A 17,730-nucleotide genomic window follows, 5' to 3' on the forward strand; every position below is an offset into this window, starting at 1 on the left:
AGCCTGTGCGCGCTGCGATCCTGGTCAGCCGCTGCGGTAGAGCGTCACAGAACGTAAGGGCGTGCGATCTGACGCCGGGGTTCCCGAGCCCCTACTCGTTCTCCGGCGCCTGTGGGCAGGGTCGATCGAGCGGTCTGCAGTGTCAGATGTTCCCTGTAGGGTCCCCGCGATGGTGTGAGTCGGTAGGAGAGGGGACATGACGAGACGCATGCGGGACGAGGTGTGAGGCGGCCGAGCTTCAGGCCGGTGTCGAGGTCCTGAAACAGCTGCTCGGGTTGATGCCGAGGGTCGAGGTCGTGCTTCTCCAGGGCAGCGAAGCCCAGGACGCGTGGCGTCGCCTACTCAAGACGCACCCCGGAGTTGTCCGTGAACGGAGTGTGAAGGTGGTCAGCACCTACCGTCCGGGACGGCAGGCTCTCTTCGTGCGAGACCCGGGTGAACGCGCCCGGCGCGCACAGCACAGAGTGGATTCCTGCCGTGCCGTCGGTGACGTGCTCGGCGGGGAGGGCGGGCAGGCATAGGGGTTCGCGCATGGATCAGGCCGTGGAGCAGCTCGCCGGTAGACGAGGGCGGCGCCGGGACGAGGGGGCGAATGGCGCAGGTGACACGCTGGAGTGTTGCAAGCGCGGCGCGGAGATCCGAGGGGCAGTGCTCAGTTCCGAGAGGTCCACGAACCAGATCGTCACGCGCGCCGCTCTGGTGCTCGCGCGGCCCTGGACCCGTACGACGAGGCCGATGGCGAGGCCGTCGAGCGCTGAAGGGAGCCGATCTTCTGTGTGGATCTTCCCCGCCGCTTGAGCGGCGTCGCAGTGGAACAGTGCCCCGCGCTCGTGGGCCGGGGCGGCGAATTCGGCGACCGGCTGCAGTTGCCCCGGCCTCGTTGTTCGCAGCCACCGGCGCAAGCAGATTGCGCGCCGGCACGGTATGAGTGAGAGGTCGCTGCACGGGCATATCGTGGCGATGAAACCGGAACTTGGCGTGCGGTCCCGAATCCGATTCGGCTGCGAATCGGGTAGAAGTGAGACCACGCTCATCCTGTAAGACGCGATAGGCGGGGTGCGAACAGCAGGGGCGGGGCATCATGCCCCCGCCCCTGTCCGTCTCTCGTCCGGCCCTGCCGACGCCGGCAGGTCACCTCAGCGCGCTGTCTCCGCAGTAGCCGTCGGCGCGGCGGTCTCCTCAGGCCCGAGCCTTTGGAAGCCGGGCATCCGGGATACGGCCACGCCACGCAGGCAGACCCGCCCCGGAGTGTGACCGGGCACCGCCGAGGAGTGTGACCGGGTGGTGATGGTGAGGTTCAGTAGCCGACGCGCAGCTCGACGAGGACGGACTTGGCGCCCACGTCGCCGCTCTCGCCGAGCGGCTGGTACTCGTGGGCCGGGGCGTTGACGGTCGTGGAGGAACCGTTGGCCGTCAGGGTCGCCTTGACCGGGAAGTCTTCGGTCCACATGCCGAAGGCGTCCGGCAGCTCCAGCGCCACGTAGCCCTTGTTGCCGATGACGTCGAAGCAGTACAGCTTCTGACCGATGCGGGACTTCACCTGGATGTCGTTGGTCTCACCACAGGCCTCCAGCACGAGGTGCCCGTCACCCTTCTTCAGCAGGATCCGCTGCTCCTGCTGGATCTTCGCCGCACCCGGGTACGCGAAGTCCTCCACCGCGGACGGCATGTCCGCCTCCGCGGCGCGGGCCTGCGGGCTCGCGTTCGCAATCCCGAACGACCCCACCCCCACCACAGCCGTCACAGCACAGACGAGACTGCCGAAGAGTCCCTTGCGGGCGCGAGTGATCGCCACTGTTTTTCCCCCTAGAAGTCAGTGAAGACGCCGGGGGGTCCCCATGTCCCCCCAACCAGAACGAAGTTAAGCACACGTAAGATCATCTTGTTTGTCGACCATCTGACGTGGAGCCGGTCCAGGCTCCTCCGCCACTGTATGACGGCCTGATATGGGACCAACCGGGCCGCCGTCCAGGCTCCTCCTGCGCCAAGAGCATGAGGGCCGCTACGGCATATGCGTGGCAGTTACACAGGTGCGGTCGACCACACTGACCAAGGGGGAACACGCCGAATGAAGCGGCGAACACTGTTCACAACAGGGGCACAACGCCCCGCATCCCGCCACCGAACAGGCCGAGGCCGTTCGGTGCTGCGGGCCGCCACCGGCCTGGTGCTGCCGGCGGCGCTCGTAGCCGGCTTGCTGGGCACCACGCCGGCCGTGGCAGCCAATGCCTCGACGGACATCGCTCCTGACGACAGAGCGCGGATCGTCAAGCTTTGGATGTCCGGCGGCTCCGGCATCAAGGAGGCCGCGGAGCAGGCTCTGCTCGGGACGGACGAGGACATCAGGAAGTTCTTCGCCGTCAAGGAGGAGATCCAGTACGACGACGACTACATCGACGCCAGCCGAGTCTTCAACACCGGTGGCCCGGCTGTCCGTGCGGCGGCGAAGACCGCCCTGAAGGGATCCCGGCGGGACCTCAGCACCTTCCTCATCACCGGCTGGCAGAAGCCGTTGGAGGAGGACCGCGAGGTCGAGGCCTCGACGGTCATCAACTTCGGCGGTCCCAGCGTCAAGGAGGCCGGAAAGGCCGCCCTCAAGGCCGGCCCGGAGGCGATCGCCAAGTTCCTGGACAAGGGCCAGTACGAAGCGCGGGCGATCGACAACGAGGTCGAGGTCTCGAAGCTGATCAACTCCGGCGGGCCGAACATGAAGCTCGCGGGCAAGAACGCCCTTCGGGGTTCGGCCGACGACATCGCGGAGTTCCTGGAGGTCGGGCAGTACGTCGCCCGCAACCGCGACCAGGAGCACGCCACCGTCGACCAGTTGGTGGAGCAGGCCCAGCAGGCCGGCACCCAGACCGAGGCCGCGACCAAGAAGGCCGAGGAGGCTGCTGCCAGGGCGGTCACCGCGGCAGAGAACGCCAAGGATGCCGCCGCCAACGCCGCCCGGCAGATGGCCGAGGCCGGCAAGGACTCCAAGCGCGCCGCCTACCTGGCCCAGCAGGCCGCAGCCTCGGCACGCGGTGCCGCCGCCGCGGCGCAGCAGGCCATCGGCGCCGCCAACGCCGCGAACCGCGCGGCACGCACGGCCTCGATCGCCGCCGCGCAGACCGCAAACGCGGCCGCCGCCGCGGCCCGGGCGGCCAACGATGCCTACAACTCGGCGATCGCTGCGGCCGGTGACGCGAGCAAGGCCGAGCAGGCAAAGCAGGCCGCCGTCACCGCCAAGAACGCCGCCCTGCTGACTCGCGCCTCTGCTGACGCCGCCGAGAAGGCCGGCGAGGCCTCGTGGGCCGCCGGTGTCGCCGGCGACGCGGCCCGCAGCGCCGGCAACCACGCGAACTCCGCGGCGGACTCCGCCGAGGAGGCCAACCGGCAGGCCGAGGCCGCCGGCGTCTACTCCGGCGAGGCCCGCGCGGCCGCGGCCGAGGCCCGCCGCCACGCCAACGCCGCCAACGCCGCCGCCGGCCGCGCCGCCGGTCTGGCCCGCCGGGCGGCCCAGCAGGCCTGGGGCGCCCGGGACGCGGCACGCGAGGCCGCCGGCCACGCGGAGAAGGCAGCAGCAGCAGCCGAACTGGCCGCGAAGTACGCCGGCCAGGCCACCCAGGCCGCCGCGGACGCACGCAAGTGGGCCGGAGAGGCCAAACTCGCCGCCGACGCCGCGACCAAGGCCGTGACCACCGCGAAGGAAGTCCACAAGGTCGCCCTCGACGTCGAGGCCGAGGAGCTGGCCACCCGTGGCCAGGCCGCTCTGGAGAAGGCACGTTCGGAGAAGGAGCGGACCCATCGCCTGATCTCCGCTTCCGCCGCAGTCGCCCGTTCCGCGCGCGCCCTGGACGCCACCGCCCAGACGCTGGCAGCCGAGGCCGCCAAGCCCGACGTGGCAGTGCCGGCGATCGCGGCCAAGGGCCGCAAGCTCGCCATGGACGCCTACAATCTGCGCGGCCCCTGGAACCAGCAGGCCGCCGCCAACGCGCTTGGCGGCACCGACGCCGATGTCCTGGAGTTCCTGCGCAGCGGCTGGAAGAAGGCCGGCGAGGAAGAGATCCGCGACCAGGTCCTCCAGCTGAGCACCAGCAGCCCGCACCCCTCCATCCGGCAGGGCGCGGCCGAGGCGCTCAAGGGCACCCAGCAGCAGATCACCGACTTCTACACCGCCGGCCAGTACACCGTCGGCGCGGACGACCTGGCGGTCGCCGTGTCCAAGGTGAACAACGACGGCGGTCCGAGCGTCAAGGCCGACTCCAAGGCCGCCCTCGCGGACGGCTCCGGCAAGGCCCTGGCCAGTTTCCTGGAGGTCGGCCAGTACGGGGCCCGCATGACCGACGAAGAAGTCATCGCCTCCACCCTAGCCAACAAGAAGGACGCGGCTGACGGCAGCGAGACCAATGCCGAGCTGCGCAACGCCGCCAAGGCCGCTCTGGCCGGTACCCCGCAGCAGCTGCACGAGTTCGTCGTCTCCGGCCAGTACGTGGCCGCCCGCAAGGACGACCTGACCGATCACCACCGCGCCCAGATCGGCCGCATGCTCGCCGAGGGCGAGATCATCGCCGCCAACGCGCAGGCCAGCAGCTGGCGCGCTGCCGAGGCCGCACACCGGGCCAACAAGGCCGAGATCGAGGCGAACAAGGCCAAGGGAGAGGCTGAGAAGTCCGCCCAGCAGGCCGGCGTCTATGCCAAGCAGGCCCAGACCTCCGCGAACGCGGCCACCAAGAGCGCCGAGCAGGCCAAGGCCTCGGCCATCACCGCCCGCACTGCCGCCAACAATGCCGATCGCGACGCCGACGCCGCCCAGGCCAGCGCCGCCCGGGCCGAGTTCTCTGCCGGCTACGCCCGCGAGTCCGCACGCCAGGCCGACGCCTCCGCCGCGCGTGCCAGGGCGTCGGCCACCGCGGCCGGCAAGAGCAAGGAAGAGGCGGAGGCCGCCGCTTCCCAGGCCTGGGCCGATGTCAAGGTCAAGCGTGAGGCGGAGATCGCCGAAGCGCAGCGCCAGGCCGAGGAGCTGCGCAAGCAGCAGGCCGAGGCCGAGAAGAAGAACAAGAAGCAGCGCTGCATCATCCCGTTCAACCGGGACCACCTGCCGCCGTGTGCCTTGAACCCGGACAGGTTCGAACTCGTCGAGCCCAGGCCCGACATGGAGCTTGCCAAGCTGCTGGGCAAGGCCGCCTGGGAACTTTCCGGCGCCGCGGACATCGAGAAGTGCATCAAGGATCCCTCCCTCGGTGGCTGCGTCATGGCCGCCGCCGGCGTCCTGCCGGTCGGCAAGCTCAAGATCGCCGGTAAGATCTACGACGGCATCGAGAGCGCTGCCAAGCGTTCGAGGATCGGCAGCCTGCCGCCCTGCCTGAAGAAGAACAGCTTCCCGGTCGGCACGCCGGTGCTGATGGGCGATCGGACCACGCGTCCGATCGAGCAGGTCAAGGTGGGCGACGAGGTCCTGGCGACCGACCCGACCACGGGTGTCAGCGGGCCGCGCCGGGTCGACGCGACGATCTACACCCCGGACGACCGCGAGTTCACCGGCATCACCCTCGACCAGGCCAGTGGCGGCGGTTCGCTCACCACGACCGACCACCACCCGTTCTGGTCCGAGAGCGACCAGAAGTGGAAGGACGCCGTTGACCTGACCACGGCGGACGCCCTCCGCACTCCGGACGGCGGTTCGGCACGGATCGGCAGCGTACGCCACTGGACCGGGCTCGCCCCCGCGTTCAACCTCACCGTCGCCGATCTGCACACGTATTACGTGCTGGCAGGCGCCACGCCGGTCCTCGTACACAACACGGATTGCCCCACCGGCACAGTGTGGGACGATATAAAGGGGACTCAGCCGGAAATGCCGGGAACCGTGGTTCCCAAGTCCTTCGAAATGCAGGCAGGCAACCAGCGTGTGTGGGTGCACCCGAACGTGACCGAGCACATCGACGAGTACCTGCAGGCCCGTATCAAGGCGGGAGCCAGCCCCGAGCAGGCAGGCCTCGCTGCTCAGGTCGAACTGAGCAGCCTGCAGTCGGCGGTCCGGGAAGCCACCCGCAACGGCGTTCCCAAGGACCAGCTCCTCAAGGTGGGCGGCTGGGAGCTGAAGTTCAGCCAGCGGCCGGAGGACCCCCTGCCGGCACTCGTCCACGGCCTTTACACGGAAGGCCCGAAGAAGGCCAAGCCGTAATGATCCAAACCACTGGAACGGTTCCCTGTCAGGGCTCCACCGTGGAATCGGACCCTTGGGTCCCTCTGCAGATCTCATGGCACGACAACGGCCGCCAGCCTTTGTACCTCATGGTGACGGGGACGAGCGGCGGGTACGTGGAGATCAAGGTGGACCCCGAGACCGGGGCCCTGGTCGGTCTCACGGTGATCGACCTTCCCACAACCGTTGACAGCGCGGCGCCGGAAACCTCTGGAAGGACCGAGGAAGCGGTCGTGCCGACACTTGATGTCGCCCTCTGGCCCCATCGGGACCAGTTGGCGACAGACAGGAGGGTCGCGCGGGCGGAATGCGATCTGGGCCATGGCCGATCTCCAGGCCGGTTCGCCCTCGTCTTCTCGGCTGAGCCGTCGAGCAGGCGCACGCGATGCGGAGGAACAACTGTCGAGCTTTCCGCGAACGGAGAGCTGACGCGGGTCATCGCGAACATCTGACGGAAACGGCGGTCCACCGCGCGCCCGGGATCCTGCCTTCAGGCTGGATCCCGGGCGTTCCTCATTCACAGTGGACCGCGCATGAACGTCGAGTCTGCTCCAACCGGGACACGGACGCACCACCTGAACGAAGAGCATGAACCTTCACGAAGCGTTGGCGAGAAGGGCTCATCGCCCCGAGCCGGACGCGTCGGCAGCGTAGACCTGGCGGATGAAACGCCGTTGCCAAGGCACTTCGACCGCACGGGAGTGGTAGTTCTGCCTCACCCATTTGACCGCCTCCTTGGGATTCATGCCCTCGAAGACGCAGATCGCGGAGAGCCCCGTGCCGGTCCGACCGATGCCGCCCCCGCAGCAGATCTCCACGCGTTCGCCCGCGGCGCGTTCGTAGGCGATGCGAAGTTTGCGCATCGCGTCCACGGGGTCGGCGGGAAGCCAGAAGTCCCGCCAGGGAATCCACAGGGACTCCCACGGCGGCTTGGGCGGCTCGTGATCGGTCAAGTGCACCGCGAACGTGGGGGTCTGGCCTTCCGGCAGGTCGTATCTGAGCCCGCGTCCACGGATCATCCGCCCCGAGGGAAGCGTCACTACCTTGGGGGTGTCTGTGTTCCACAGTTCGGTCATGATGCGTCCCGTTTCGATCGGTTCCGTGAAATCGAGGTGTTGCCCATTGCGATGGTTCCCACCGGGATCTGGGGAAGTACCTGTTGAGCATGGAGAACCAGAGCCAAGGCCAAACCTTCAGCCTGCCCAAGCGTGCCCGCGGTCGCGCCCAGCACGGCCGCCTCGAAGGTACCCAGCTGGCCCGGCAGGGTCGGCAGGACATTGGATACCTCGATCGACAGCAGTACGAGCACGAGGACGGCCGTCGGCAGCCGTAGGTCCAGGGCCTTCGCGATGGTCACCGCAGCCAGGAGGTCCAGTGCCCGGGTGACGAGCGCAGCTGCCCCCACTTCCGCGAAGACGCGCGGACGGCGGACCGGCCCGAGTGCCGTGCGCGCGTCGAACACGATCTTGCGCAGCCGGCCTTCCCGGGCGGGGGCGGACGGAGTGCGCGCGACCCTCACGACCAGTACGGACAGCACCGTCAGCAGGGCCGCATACATCCAGGTGACGGCCACTGCCCAGCCTGGCACGTTGCTCCCCGGCCAGCAGATGAGCACCAGGAAGGGCACCAGGCCCAGGCTGGAGAAGAACTTGCGGACCATCATGAGCGTGACGGTCACCGACCGGGCCACCCCCTCGCGCGACAGGTAGCCGATCCGGACGAACTCGCCCACCCCCTCCGGGCTGACGGCCGCCGCCGCCTGGACTGCGAACTCGATCCGCACCAGGAGCGGGAACCGGATCCGGAACTCGGTGAACATCGCGTTCCAGCCGACGGCCCGGGTCACCTGCGAAGCCACGTTGGCCAGGACGGCCACGGCCAGCCAGCGCCAGTCGGCGACCTTCAGCGCCGCCCACAAGTGGCTCAGATCCATACCCCGAAGGGTGATCACCAGGCCGGTGCCCACCGCCACGAAGAGCAGCGTCCGGATCACCCGGTCGCGCGTGCTGATGCTCTTCGGCGGGGACTCGGTCGGGGTCACGGCTCGCTCCGCAACCTCACGGTGCCGGCGTCTCCGTCCACGGCCAGCATGTCCCCGGTTCCGATCCGGGAGGTCGCGGTCCGCACGCCCATCACTGCCGGGATGCCGTACTCGCGCGCCACCACCGAGCCGTGGGACAGCGCGCCCCCGACATCGGCCACCACCGCGCCGGCCCGGGCCAGCAGTGGCGCCCACGCCGGCGTCACCTGCCGTACGACGAGGACCTCTCCCTTCTCCAGCGTGCCCGCGTCCGCGAACTCGTGGATCACCCGGGCCCGGCCCGTGTAGCGCCCCGGGCTCACCGCTGAGCCGCTCAGCCCGTCGCCCTTGCTCTCCCCCCGCGCGGTCCCGAACAGCGCCAAGGAGGTGATGTCGGACCCGAAGAGCGTGATCCGCGCGTCGCCGGGGACCACGTCGGGCGGATTGAGCCGCCGCTGCCTCTGACGCCTCAGTCGGCGCTCCCGCACCAGTTCGCGCCACCGCGTGTCGTCCGCATCGGCGTTCACCCAGCCGCTCAGCTCTTCGCCGGTCAGGTAGAACACGTCATCGTCGACGTCGAGCAGGCCGGCGAGGACCAGTCGGCGGCCGAGTTCGAGATATCCGGCTCGCATGAACGGCCAGCCGAGCGTGAAGGAGTGCAGGGCCTCGTCCCGTACTCCGCTCCAGTGGTTCGCCCACCGGTGGACCCCGCGCCGCAGTCGGCCGACCGGACCGCGTCCGAGCCGGCCTGCCGGGACGCCGCCGGGGCTCGATGCCGGTCCCGGGGCGCTCGGTTCGCCGCCGTCGCGGCGGCCGGCGATCACTGAACGGAGCATGGAAGGATCGTCGATTGCGGTGGGTTCGGCCGGATCGAGGCTGTACACCAGGTGGCCGAAGCGCCGCAGGTACTCCTGCAGCAGTTGTTCCTCGTCCTCCGGGGTGGCCGCGGCGATCCGGTCCAGGGCTCGGTCGGCCTGGTGGGCGAGCCGGTCGTTGCCCACGAGCAGGGATCCGGTCGTGAGCCCGGCGGTGTGCCGGCCGCCGCGCGCCAACACCGCCCCCAGCAGCCACTCGCTGGTGTTCCAGTGCCAGGCGAGGCCGCCGATCACCGCCCAGTAGCGGGCGCTCAGGCCCTCGACGGTCCGGATCCGTCGCAGCACCTCGGCCGGCGTCAGGTCCTGGAGAGGCGTGTCCTGCGCCCGGTCCAGGCCCGCCCGGAGCGCGGGCAGTACCTCGTGCCGCCAGAGCCGTTCCACCGGCGAGAGGTGGAAGGCCAGCCACCGCGCGATGAGTCGCAAGGTACGCAGCGGATACCGGGAGAGGGGGAAGTCGAAGCGCAGATAGGCGAACCCGTTCACGGTCCCGTGCATCGGCTCCGGGATCAGCGGGCTGCGCGCGCGCAGTCTGCGTGGACCGCCCCAGTTGGTCGCCCACCGGTCGATGAGCGCCGGGAACAGCGTGGTGGCGAACAGCGGGGAGAGCGGATCGGACAGCCACGAGTCGCAGATGCTCATCCGGGCCCACCGAGCACCGGGGACCTCGCTCGCCCAGTCGCCGAACTGCGTCGGCTGCGGGACGGCGGCGGTGATCGGGCGAGCCTGCAGCAGGTGGAGTCCGGTGTCGTCCAGCGCCCACTCGATGTCCTGCGGTGCACCCATCGCCCGCTCCACCGCCAGCGCCGTGTGCACCAGCGAGCGGAGCGGGCCCCCGCTCCGGTCCGTCTCGCCCATCCGTTCCCCGAACGCGGTGCTGAACACGGGCGCGTGCGGCTGCTTCCGGGAGAACACCACCCGGTGCGGCTCCACCGTCCCGTCCACGAGCTGCTCGCCGAGCCCCTCGACCGCCTCCACGAGGACCAGATGGTCGGCGTCCGCGATGGGGGCCTCTGCGGTGAACACCACCCCGGCCCATTCGGGGACGATCATCGCCTGGACCACGACGGCCATCGCCGGGACCTGCTCGGTGAGGCCGATCCGGCCCCGGTAGACCCCGGCGGCGGCGGAGTGCCGGGACCGTTGGCAGCGGCCGACGGCGGTCAGCAGTTCTTCGAAGGTGCGGACGCCGAGCACGCTCTCGTACTGGCCGGCGGCACTGCCCTCCGCACCGTCCTCACTGGTGGCCGACGAACGCACGGCGACGCCGTGCGGGGCGGGCAGGGCCTCCCAGTACGCCCGCACCTGAGCGACCGCGTCGTCGCGCAGCCCTGACCCGCCCGTGCTCTCCCCGTCTTCCTCCAGGCCCGCCGCGGTGGTGAAGGCATCCACCGGGAGACAGAACCCGGGAGGTACGGGAAAGCCCGCCGCCATCAGCCGACCCAGCCCCTTGGCCTTGCCCCCGACCCGCTCGACGGGCAGGTCTGCCGCCTCGGCCAGGCTCACAACGCCGTCAGCCACGCTCTGGCACCTCCACCCACTGCTGATAGAAACGCCGGAACCGCCGCACACCCTCGTCACCGGGCACGTAGATGCCGTGCCGGTCCCCCGGCAGCAAGGTGTCGAAGACCGGGAGGTCCTGGCGGGCAGCCACCTGCACTTCCGCACGGTGCACGAGCGCACGCAGCCACCCCAGGGCCCCCGCCCCGTCGGGGTCGACGGCGGCATTGATGTGCTGGATGCTGTGGTGCTCGCCGATCGGGGTGACGGCCAGGATCATCCGGTACAGGCGTCGGCCGTCCGCGTAGTACTCGATGTCCTGGCAGCTCGCCCAGCCGCGCATCCGCAGGGTGAACTCGTGCGCGTTGAGCCCGAACGCCCTGGACACGGTGCCCAGCGCGCCCCGGTACGCCGGCCAGGTCAGGGTCGCGTCGCAGCGTTCCTCCGGCCCGTAGCCCGGCGCTCCGCCGCCGGCTGCCCCCTCGCCCACGTCCGGGAATGCGATCCGGGCCTCTCCGGTCACCGTCAGCCCGTGCAGGGCCACCAGGTGGTCCGGATCGTAGGTGTTCTCCAGGATCCGCCGGGTAGTGGCCCGGGTCGGGTCGGCCAGCCGGAAGCTCCGTATGCCCGGAAGCCGTCGCGCTTCGAGATCCGGCAGGTCCGGCGGCTCGTAACGGGGCGTCCCGCTGCCGTACCACGCCCACACGTAGCCCGAGCGTTCACGGGTGGACAGCGTGGTGACGGCGGCCCGCGCCGGGGGGCGTCGCCCCGGCACGAAGACGCACGCCCCGGACTCGTCGAACCGCCATCGGTGGAAGGGGCATTCGAGCGTGCCGTCGACCACCTTGCCGCCGTGCAGGGCGGCCCCCGCGTGCGGGCAGACCGCGCTCTGTACACGGGCCCGGCCGTTGCCGCCGCGCCAACCCACGTAGGTCTTGCCGAAGAGAGTGATCCGGCGCGGCCGACGACGCAGCTCTGCGGAGGGCAGCGCGACGTACCAGCCCGAGGCGAGATTCGTGACGGGCCGTGCCGACGCGGCCATCCGCTCAGACGTCCTGCGCCTCATCCCGTCCTCCCCTGCCGAACACTCCGCCGTCGTGTCTGCGCCGCCGTCGACCGGCCTCTCACGTGTCCCCCCGCCCCGTCCAACGGCGATGGAACTGACGGAACCGCAGCACACCCTCGTCGTCGGCAGTGTTGATCGAACCGTCTGTTTCCTCGGCGTCCCGATAGATCCGCAGATCCGCCCGGGTCCCCCACCAGTGCTGGAGTCGGTAGCCCCAGAAGACCGGGGACGAGCCGAGCAGACCATCGGCCCGCGGCATGACGGTCCAGCCGTGCATCGTGGTCCGCCCCTGCGCCACCGGCGTCACGGCGAGCAACTCGTGCACCACCGGGCGGTCGTTCAGCTCGAAGGTCAGCACTTGGTACGAGGGCGTCGAGCGCAGATGCAGACAGAGCCGTCCCAGACCGCGCTGCCGCCGGTCCAGCGGAGCGGGCAGGCTGATCGAGTCCGTCGTGAGGCGTGCCGCGATCGTGTGCTTCTCCGCCACGGCGTCCCAGGTGAGCCGCAGATCGTCGGCGACCCCGTGGATCACCGGGAAGTGGGGTACGTCGAACCCGTTCTCCAGCACCCGGCGGGCCGGCGCAGGGGTGTCGAAGGCGAACCGGTAGCGCCGGTGGGCGGGGGACCGACGGTCCAGGTGAGGGAAGTCCGGCGGCGGGTACTCGGGGACCGCGGAGCCCACCCAGGTCCAGACGTAGCCGAGCCCTTCCCAGGAGGGGTGGACCCGGGCCGAGGCGCCGCGCGGCAGCCGACGGGTGGCGGGGGCGGCCACACAGGTCCCCTTGCCGTCGAACCGCCAGTGGTGGAACGTGCACCGCAGCTCACCGTCCACCACCCGCCCCAGTTCCAGTGCGGCTCCCTGATGGGGACAGAAGCGGTCCATCACGACGGCTGCGCCGTCTCCTGCGCGCCAGAGCACCACCTCCCGCCCGGCCACCACGGCGGCCCGGGGGCGTCGTCCTACCCGGCTGGAACGCCCGGCCACGTACCAGCCGCGCGCCAGATCGCGCGGCGGTTCCAGATCGCGGGGCGGCTGTCCCCGTACCGGCGCGAGGCTCATGTGCCGGCCTTTCCCTCGTCCGCGGCGCGGTCGACCCATGACTGGTAGTAGCGGCGGAACCTGAGCAGCCCGTTGTCATAGCGTGCGTAGACCGTGGGCTGGGCGTTGCGGGTCGAGTCGTAGACGGGTACGTCCTGGAAGGTCCCCGCGCGGTTCTGGACCCAGAACAGGACGTAGTTGAAGAGGGTGCGGTGCCAGCGTCCGGTGCGGCGCACCCCAGCCCAGCCGACCTGCCGGGTGGCCCGGTCCCCCTCGGGCACGATGCCCATGATCACTTTGTAGACCTCGGCGCCGTCGACGTACGCCGTGAAGCGCTGACCGCCTGGCCACCCGTCGACCAGCAGCTGCATGCGGCGGCCCATCGCGAAGGTGGAGACGACACCGGTGATCCAGCCCAGCGGCGAGCGGCGCAGCGGTGGCCGCCACGGCCGGCCGGAGAACCACACGCCGAACCAGGCGTCGTCCCGCGTCAGCGGTGGGCCGTTGTCCGCCGCCTCGGACTGTTTGGCCAGCACGCGGAACTCCACCTCGTCCAGAGCCAGTCCGTGCAGAGCGCTGAAGTGCTGGTGGTCGACCGCGTTCTCCAGCAGTTGGCGGATCGTCCCGGTGGTCGCGTCGTCGTAGGAGAAGCCGAGGTACCGACGGGGTCTGGCGGTCAGGGCCGGGAACTCCGGCAGCTCGAAGAGGGGGTCGGCGGTGCCGTACCAGACCCAGACGATCCCGTACGCCTCGCGGGTGGGGTAGGAGCGGACCCGGGCCGTCGTCGGGGGGCGCGAGAGACCCGGGATCACGGAGCAGACCCCGTTCCCGTCGAACCGCCAGTGGTGGAAGGGGCAGCGCAATTCGCCGTTGACGACGTCTCCGAGGCCGAGGTTTGCACCCTGGTGCGGGCAATGCGCGGCCACGCAGCGCGCCACCCCCTTCCGGTCGCGCCACAGCACGACCTCGCGCCCGAACAACCGCATCCGGTGTGGCCCCTTGCCCAGGCGGGAAGTCTTGATCGCGGCATACCAGGAGGCGGCGATGTTCACCCCGGCGGGATTCGGCGGAAGGGCCGAGGCCGGGACGGTCCGGAGCTTTGCCTGGGATCCGTCCGCGCCGGTCACGCCGCCGCCCGGCTGCCGACCACCTCGGCGGCCCAGCGGAGCAACGACGCGCGCTCGCCGAACCCGTCGAGTTCCGCCACCGCCCGCGTGAGCAGTCCGCTTACCCGCTCACGTGCCTCCGCCACCCCCACCAGCCGGGGATACGTCCACTTGCCCGCGGCCCGGTCCTGGCCGACCTCCTTGCCGAACTCGTCAAAACTCGACGTCTCGTCGAGAATGTCGTCGACGATCTGATAGGCGAGCCCGAGATTCCGCGCATACGTGGTGAGGCGGGCAATGTCGTCCTGCGAAGCCCCTCCCAGAATCGCCCCGGTGACCACAGACGCCTCGATGAGTGCGCCGGTCTTCTTGATGTGCATCTCCTCCACGGTCGAAGGGCCGACATCGTCGCGTCCCTGGCAGTAGAGGTCGATCGCCTGACCGCCGGACAGCCCGGACGGGCCGACCACCTCGATCAGTTTCGCCATGACGGCCAGAAGTTTCTCCGGGTGCAGCGAGCCGGAGTTCTGAAGGATGAACTCCAGCGCATAGGCGAGCAGCGCATCGCCCGCCAGCAGGGCCATGCCCTCGCCGAACACCCGGTGATTGGAAGGGCTACCGCGGCGGAAATCGTCGTCGTCCATGGACGGCAGGTCGTCATGGATGAGCGAAGCCGTGTGCAGCATTTCCAGGCCGCAGGCAGTGGGAAGCGCAATCGAGACGTCGGTGCCGAATATCTCGCAGGTCAGCAGGCACAGAGTCGGCCGGATGCGCTTCCCGTCGGCCAGTAGTGAATAGGCCATGGCCTCGCGCAGTTGAGGCGGCTCCACCGAGTCGACGGAGGAACGCAGTTTCTCGTTGACCTGCCGGCGAAATTTATCCATCGAAACCGGAAGGCCTGTTTCCATTCGGGCGTTGCCAATCGTGAAAGACACGAGCGCTCACTCTCCCCATGGATACGCCGAACGGGCCGCCGAGCGAATGGGTGACGGTACCGATGGTCGGCGATGAAATAGAGGTTGACGGCGGATGGATCGCGGTGCGACAGCCGGTGCGCTCAGATCGCCAGTACCCGCGCGTCCGGGCCTGCGGTCGCCTTGGACAGCGGACTGCCGGCCACGCTCATGCGCTTCAACCAGCGGTCCGTACCGTCGAACCGCGGCTGGAAGGACCGACGGCCGTGCACGGCACGGTAGTTGTCCACGATCAGCACATCTCCCTCGTCCACCACCACGTCGCGCTGGGCACGGGTGAGCTGGTCGACGATCGCGGTCAGTGCCTCGACGGCCTCATCGTCGCCGGCCAGTGCGGTCGTGTACGGTGCGTCGATCCGCAGGCAGGGGGCCTCGGCATCGCCGAAGAGGAGGGCGACCGGCTCCGGGTTCTCGTACATCTCGCGCGCACGCCGGAGCATTTCACTGTCGGGAGCGAACGCGGCCAGTTGACGCAGATGCTCCAGGTCGGGCCGGATCAGAAAGCGCCGCTCGCGGAGCACGGACCGGTGTGCCTCGGTGAGCCGCAGGTCGTTGACCGTGCCGAGCGTGGTCGGCACCCGGTCGAGGTTCCTGAGGCCGAGGAGCGCCAGGTAGCGGCATCTGTCCTGGTGAAAGCCGTCCTCAGTGTGCCATTCCAGGGCGACCGAGCCATGGCCGCTCTGCTCCTCCCGGTCGCTCTCGACCGGGAGGAGGTTCTGCACCATCCGGCCCCGCTGGAGGGTCGGCCACGCGAAGACCTCGCCCAGACTGGAGGCCAGCAGCGCCAGCTGCGCCTCCTCCAGCTCTTGGCGGCCGTCGTCGACGGCTTCCTGCCAGGAGGCCGGCGTGGGCCCGCACCGGTCGGGGTCGACGCGCACGCCTGAGATGTGCAGCGCGCACAACGAGGACGAGTCCCTGAATTCATTCAATACCGAGTGAATCGACTCCGGTATTCGATGGACGAACTCTTCCAGGCCGTCATAGAAAAGGGGCTCTGCGGGAGAGCCTTGAGCGGTCAGCGCAGTCTGCGCTACCGTGCACAAGCCATCGGCCTCTTCAGCCGACAGTGAGTACCATAAATCCGGAATTGAATGCACTGAGACGTCGTCCATTGCAATCCCCCGTGATTTGGTTGGACGCGACCGAAACTGCGAAGAGCGGCACAGGCGGGCGGCATCTGTAGTGAATGATGTGAAGCCTGCGCATCAAGTCTTGCGAGTACGTCTGGCGGTGCGGATGGTGATGGTACACCATGTTCACCACCCGGTCAGGTGAGTAGCGCCTGAACTACGCGTTCCGGTAAGCCAGTTGAGCGTCCACGGATCGGACGGGCTGTGCGAGGACCGGCTCTAGGAGGCTGGATTGAGCACCATGCGAAACCTGAGGCTGGCGGCGTCCCAGCGGGCCGGGCGGATGTTGGCTTCGGCCGTCACCCAGGTGGCCCCACCGATTCGACGCGGCATCGAGGCCACCATCATCGAGGGCCTGCACGGTCCCGTCCTCGGGTCGTCGCCGGGGCAACAACTCCGCGCCACACCTGTCCGGTTGACCGCGCGATACCTCGCCTTCGCGGTGAAGCGCGCTCGTCTTGCGGCACTCGCCCCGGAACCCGTCGGGGGAAATCTGTCCGGACACCTGGCGAGGATTCGAGATGCCGGCATCGAGAAGGCGCTGACCCGTCTTTGCGCGCGCATCCCCGACGGCGCGCGCGCCCATCGGGATGTCACGGAACTGGCCGAAGTGGAATTCGACGTCCGCCGGGGCTCGGCGAAACCGGAACAACTGCGGCGGCTCCTGGAGTTGGCCCCCGCCGAACTGCGCCTCGTCCGGGACCTCGGCCGGCCGTGGGACCGCGACGGTGACGAGGAACTCCGAGAGACGCTGCGACCCGCCGAGACCCTGGCCTACGTCGCGTGGGACCTGAAGCAGTACGCCGGTGGCACCCGTCCGATCAAACGCACCAACCTCTACGCTGCCTTCGTCGACGCCTACGGCGACGCTGCCGCGGAGCGATTGCGTGAGGAAGTCGCCCGTTTGGAAGCGCAGTTCGAGGCGGGACTGCGATCGGTCGGCGCGGCGGACCGCGAGCGACTTGAGCGTGCGTTCACGCTCCACTGTGCCCCGCTCCGGGACGACTTCCCGGAACCGGCGGCCGACCACCACGAGGAGGAGGGCGCGGCCGAAGGGGTGTCGAGCGCCGTCGTCCTGTTCGGCATGCTGTGCGCGGTCGGATGGCTGGTGGCCTACGTGGCCGTCGTCTACCGGGGATTCGCCGACCAGACGTACGGTGTGCCGCTCGCCGCCTTCTTCGCCAATCTGACCTGGGAGTTCGCCTACGGCTTCCTCCTCGACCCGCTGGGCGACTACTTCCACACCGCGAGCATCTTCGGCTTCCTGGTCGACGCAGTGATCGCCTGGCAGGTGTGGAAGTACGGCGCGGCGCAGTTCCCGAACAGCGTGCTCGGCCGCTACTTCCGGCCGATATTCGGACTGTGCGTGGCCGCCGCCCTGTCGGTCAACTACCACGCGTTCATCGACCTGGCAGACCCCGATGGGGAGTACACCGGATTCGGCATCAACCTCATGATGTCCATCCTGTACCTCAAGATGCTGGAGGACCGCGGCTCGCCCGAGGGCCAGTCGATGTACATCGCCATCGGCAAATGGCTGGGCACGCTGTGTGCCTGGATCGCCACGGCCCTCACCGTCACCACGTCACCGCAGCAGACCTGGCCCACGAGCTGGTCCGACTTCACGCGGAAGTCGCTGGGAAGCCGCTCGTATCCGCTGACGCCGCTGATCAACGTCATGTACGGATGGACGTTCCTGCTCGACGTCGCCTACTGCGTCCTGCTCCACCGCTCCATCAAGGCCGCCGGCATGTCGCCTTGGCGCCGGCTCTGACGAACTCGTCTCCGCAACAGGGCCGGCGTTCCCGCTCGGGTGGCAGAAGGCATCTCCTCGGA

13 protein-coding genes are annotated in these 17,730 nt (G+C 69.4%); 3 read left to right on the forward strand and 10 right to left on the reverse strand.

The window, feature by feature from the left end; genetic code table 11:
• Positions 1–536 precede the first annotated feature (536 nt).
• Positions 537–1,034, reverse strand: a complete 498-nt coding sequence (locus HYE82_RS37480) for an aminotransferase class V-fold PLP-dependent enzyme (protein WP_256986821.1) — start codon at positions 1,032–1,034, stop codon at positions 537–539.
• A gap of 263 nt (positions 1,035–1,297) precedes the next feature.
• Positions 1,298–1,795 carry a hypothetical protein gene (locus HYE82_RS01435; RefSeq protein WP_179172038.1) on the reverse strand — a complete coding sequence of 166 codons (498 nt, stop codon included), beginning with the start codon at positions 1,793–1,795 and terminating at the stop codon, positions 1,298–1,300.
• Between the two features lie 420 nt (positions 1,796–2,215).
• On the opposite strand from HYE82_RS01435, the gene HYE82_RS38815 reads away from it, so the two are divergent.
• Both HYE82_RS38815 and HYE82_RS01445 read left to right on the forward strand, forming a co-directional pair.
• Positions 2,216–6,166, forward strand: a complete 3,951-nt coding sequence (locus HYE82_RS38815) for a polymorphic toxin-type HINT domain-containing protein (protein ID WP_309144158.1) — start codon at positions 2,216–2,218, stop codon at positions 6,164–6,166.
• A gap of 137 nt (positions 6,167–6,303) precedes the next feature.
• A complete protein-coding gene (locus tag HYE82_RS01445) occupies positions 6,304–6,639 on the forward strand; it encodes a hypothetical protein (RefSeq protein ID WP_179172040.1) in 336 nt (111 codons plus the stop codon).
• Positions 6,640–6,807: 168 nt separating this feature from the next.
• Here the strand turns inward: HYE82_RS01445 and HYE82_RS01450 are convergent, their stop codons facing one another.
• From HYE82_RS01450 to HYE82_RS01485, 8 genes are all read right to left on the reverse strand, one after another.
• On the reverse strand, positions 6,808–7,263 hold the full coding sequence (locus HYE82_RS01450; protein WP_179172041.1) for a protein phosphatase: 456 nt from the start codon (positions 7,261–7,263) through the stop codon (positions 6,808–6,810).
• Complete coding sequence (locus HYE82_RS01455) at positions 7,260–8,180, reverse strand: lysylphosphatidylglycerol synthase transmembrane domain-containing protein (RefSeq protein WP_179172042.1); 921 nt, start codon at positions 8,178–8,180, stop codon at positions 7,260–7,262. Before HYE82_RS01455 ends, HYE82_RS01450 begins: the two co-directional genes overlap by 4 nt.
• A gap of 44 nt (positions 8,181–8,224) precedes the next feature.
• Positions 8,225–10,600, reverse strand: coding sequence for a PEP/pyruvate-binding domain-containing protein (locus HYE82_RS01460; protein WP_179172043.1), 2,376 nt, complete (start codon positions 10,598–10,600; stop codon positions 8,225–8,227).
• Complete coding sequence (locus HYE82_RS01465; RefSeq protein WP_256986822.1) at positions 10,593–11,645, reverse strand: Rieske 2Fe-2S domain-containing protein; 1,053 nt, start codon at positions 11,643–11,645, stop codon at positions 10,593–10,595. Before HYE82_RS01465 ends, HYE82_RS01460 begins: the two co-directional genes overlap by 8 nt.
• 58 nt (positions 11,646–11,703) lie before the next feature.
• Positions 11,704–12,705 (reverse strand): Rieske 2Fe-2S domain-containing protein, encoded by a 1,002-nt coding sequence (locus tag HYE82_RS01470; protein ID WP_179172044.1) that lies wholly within the window; start codon positions 12,703–12,705, stop codon positions 11,704–11,706.
• Positions 12,702–13,736 carry a Rieske 2Fe-2S domain-containing protein gene (locus tag HYE82_RS01475; protein ID WP_309144159.1) on the reverse strand — a complete coding sequence of 345 codons (1,035 nt, stop codon included), beginning with the start codon at positions 13,734–13,736 and terminating at the stop codon, positions 12,702–12,704. Before HYE82_RS01475 ends, HYE82_RS01470 begins: the two co-directional genes overlap by 4 nt.
• Positions 13,737–13,807: 71 nt before the next feature.
• Entirely contained in the window at positions 13,808–14,725 is a 918-nt protein-coding gene (locus HYE82_RS01480) for a farnesyl diphosphate synthase (protein ID WP_309144160.1), read from the reverse strand.
• A 122-nt stretch (positions 14,726–14,847) separates the two neighbouring features.
• Positions 14,848–15,876: a TauD/TfdA family dioxygenase gene (locus tag HYE82_RS01485; RefSeq protein ID WP_256986823.1), complete on the reverse strand. Its 1,029-nt coding sequence runs from the start codon at positions 15,874–15,876 to the stop codon at positions 14,848–14,850.
• 250 nt (positions 15,877–16,126) lie between these two features.
• On the opposite strand from HYE82_RS01485, the gene HYE82_RS37500 reads away from it, so the two are divergent.
• The gene (locus HYE82_RS37500) at positions 16,127–17,668 is read left to right on the forward strand and encodes a hypothetical protein (RefSeq protein ID WP_256986825.1); all 1,542 of its coding nucleotides are present in this window, start codon (positions 16,127–16,129) and stop codon (positions 17,666–17,668) included.
• Positions 17,669–17,730 lie beyond the last annotated feature (62 nt).

Source organism: Streptomyces sp. BR123, assembly GCF_013401435.1.
Lineage (GTDB): Bacteria > Actinomycetota > Actinomycetes > Streptomycetales > Streptomycetaceae > Streptomyces.

Coding starts and splice junctions, on each gene's coding strand:
- HYE82_RS37480 (WP_256986821.1), bottom strand. CDS start 1,034: ATGAGCGTGGTCTCACTTCTACCCGATTCGCAGCCGAATCGGATTCGG.
- HYE82_RS01450 (WP_179172041.1), bottom strand. CDS start 7,263: ATGACCGAACTGTGGAACACAGACACCCCCAAGGTAGTGACGCTTCCC.
- HYE82_RS01465 (WP_256986822.1), bottom strand. CDS start 11,645: ATGAGGCGCAGGACGTCTGAGCGGATGGCCGCGTCGGCACGGCCCGTC.
- HYE82_RS01470 (WP_179172044.1), bottom strand. CDS start 12,705: ATGAGCCTCGCGCCGGTACGGGGACAGCCGCCCCGCGATCTGGAACCG.
- HYE82_RS01485 (WP_256986823.1), bottom strand. CDS start 15,876: ATGGACGACGTCTCAGTGCATTCAATTCCGGATTTATGGTACTCACTG.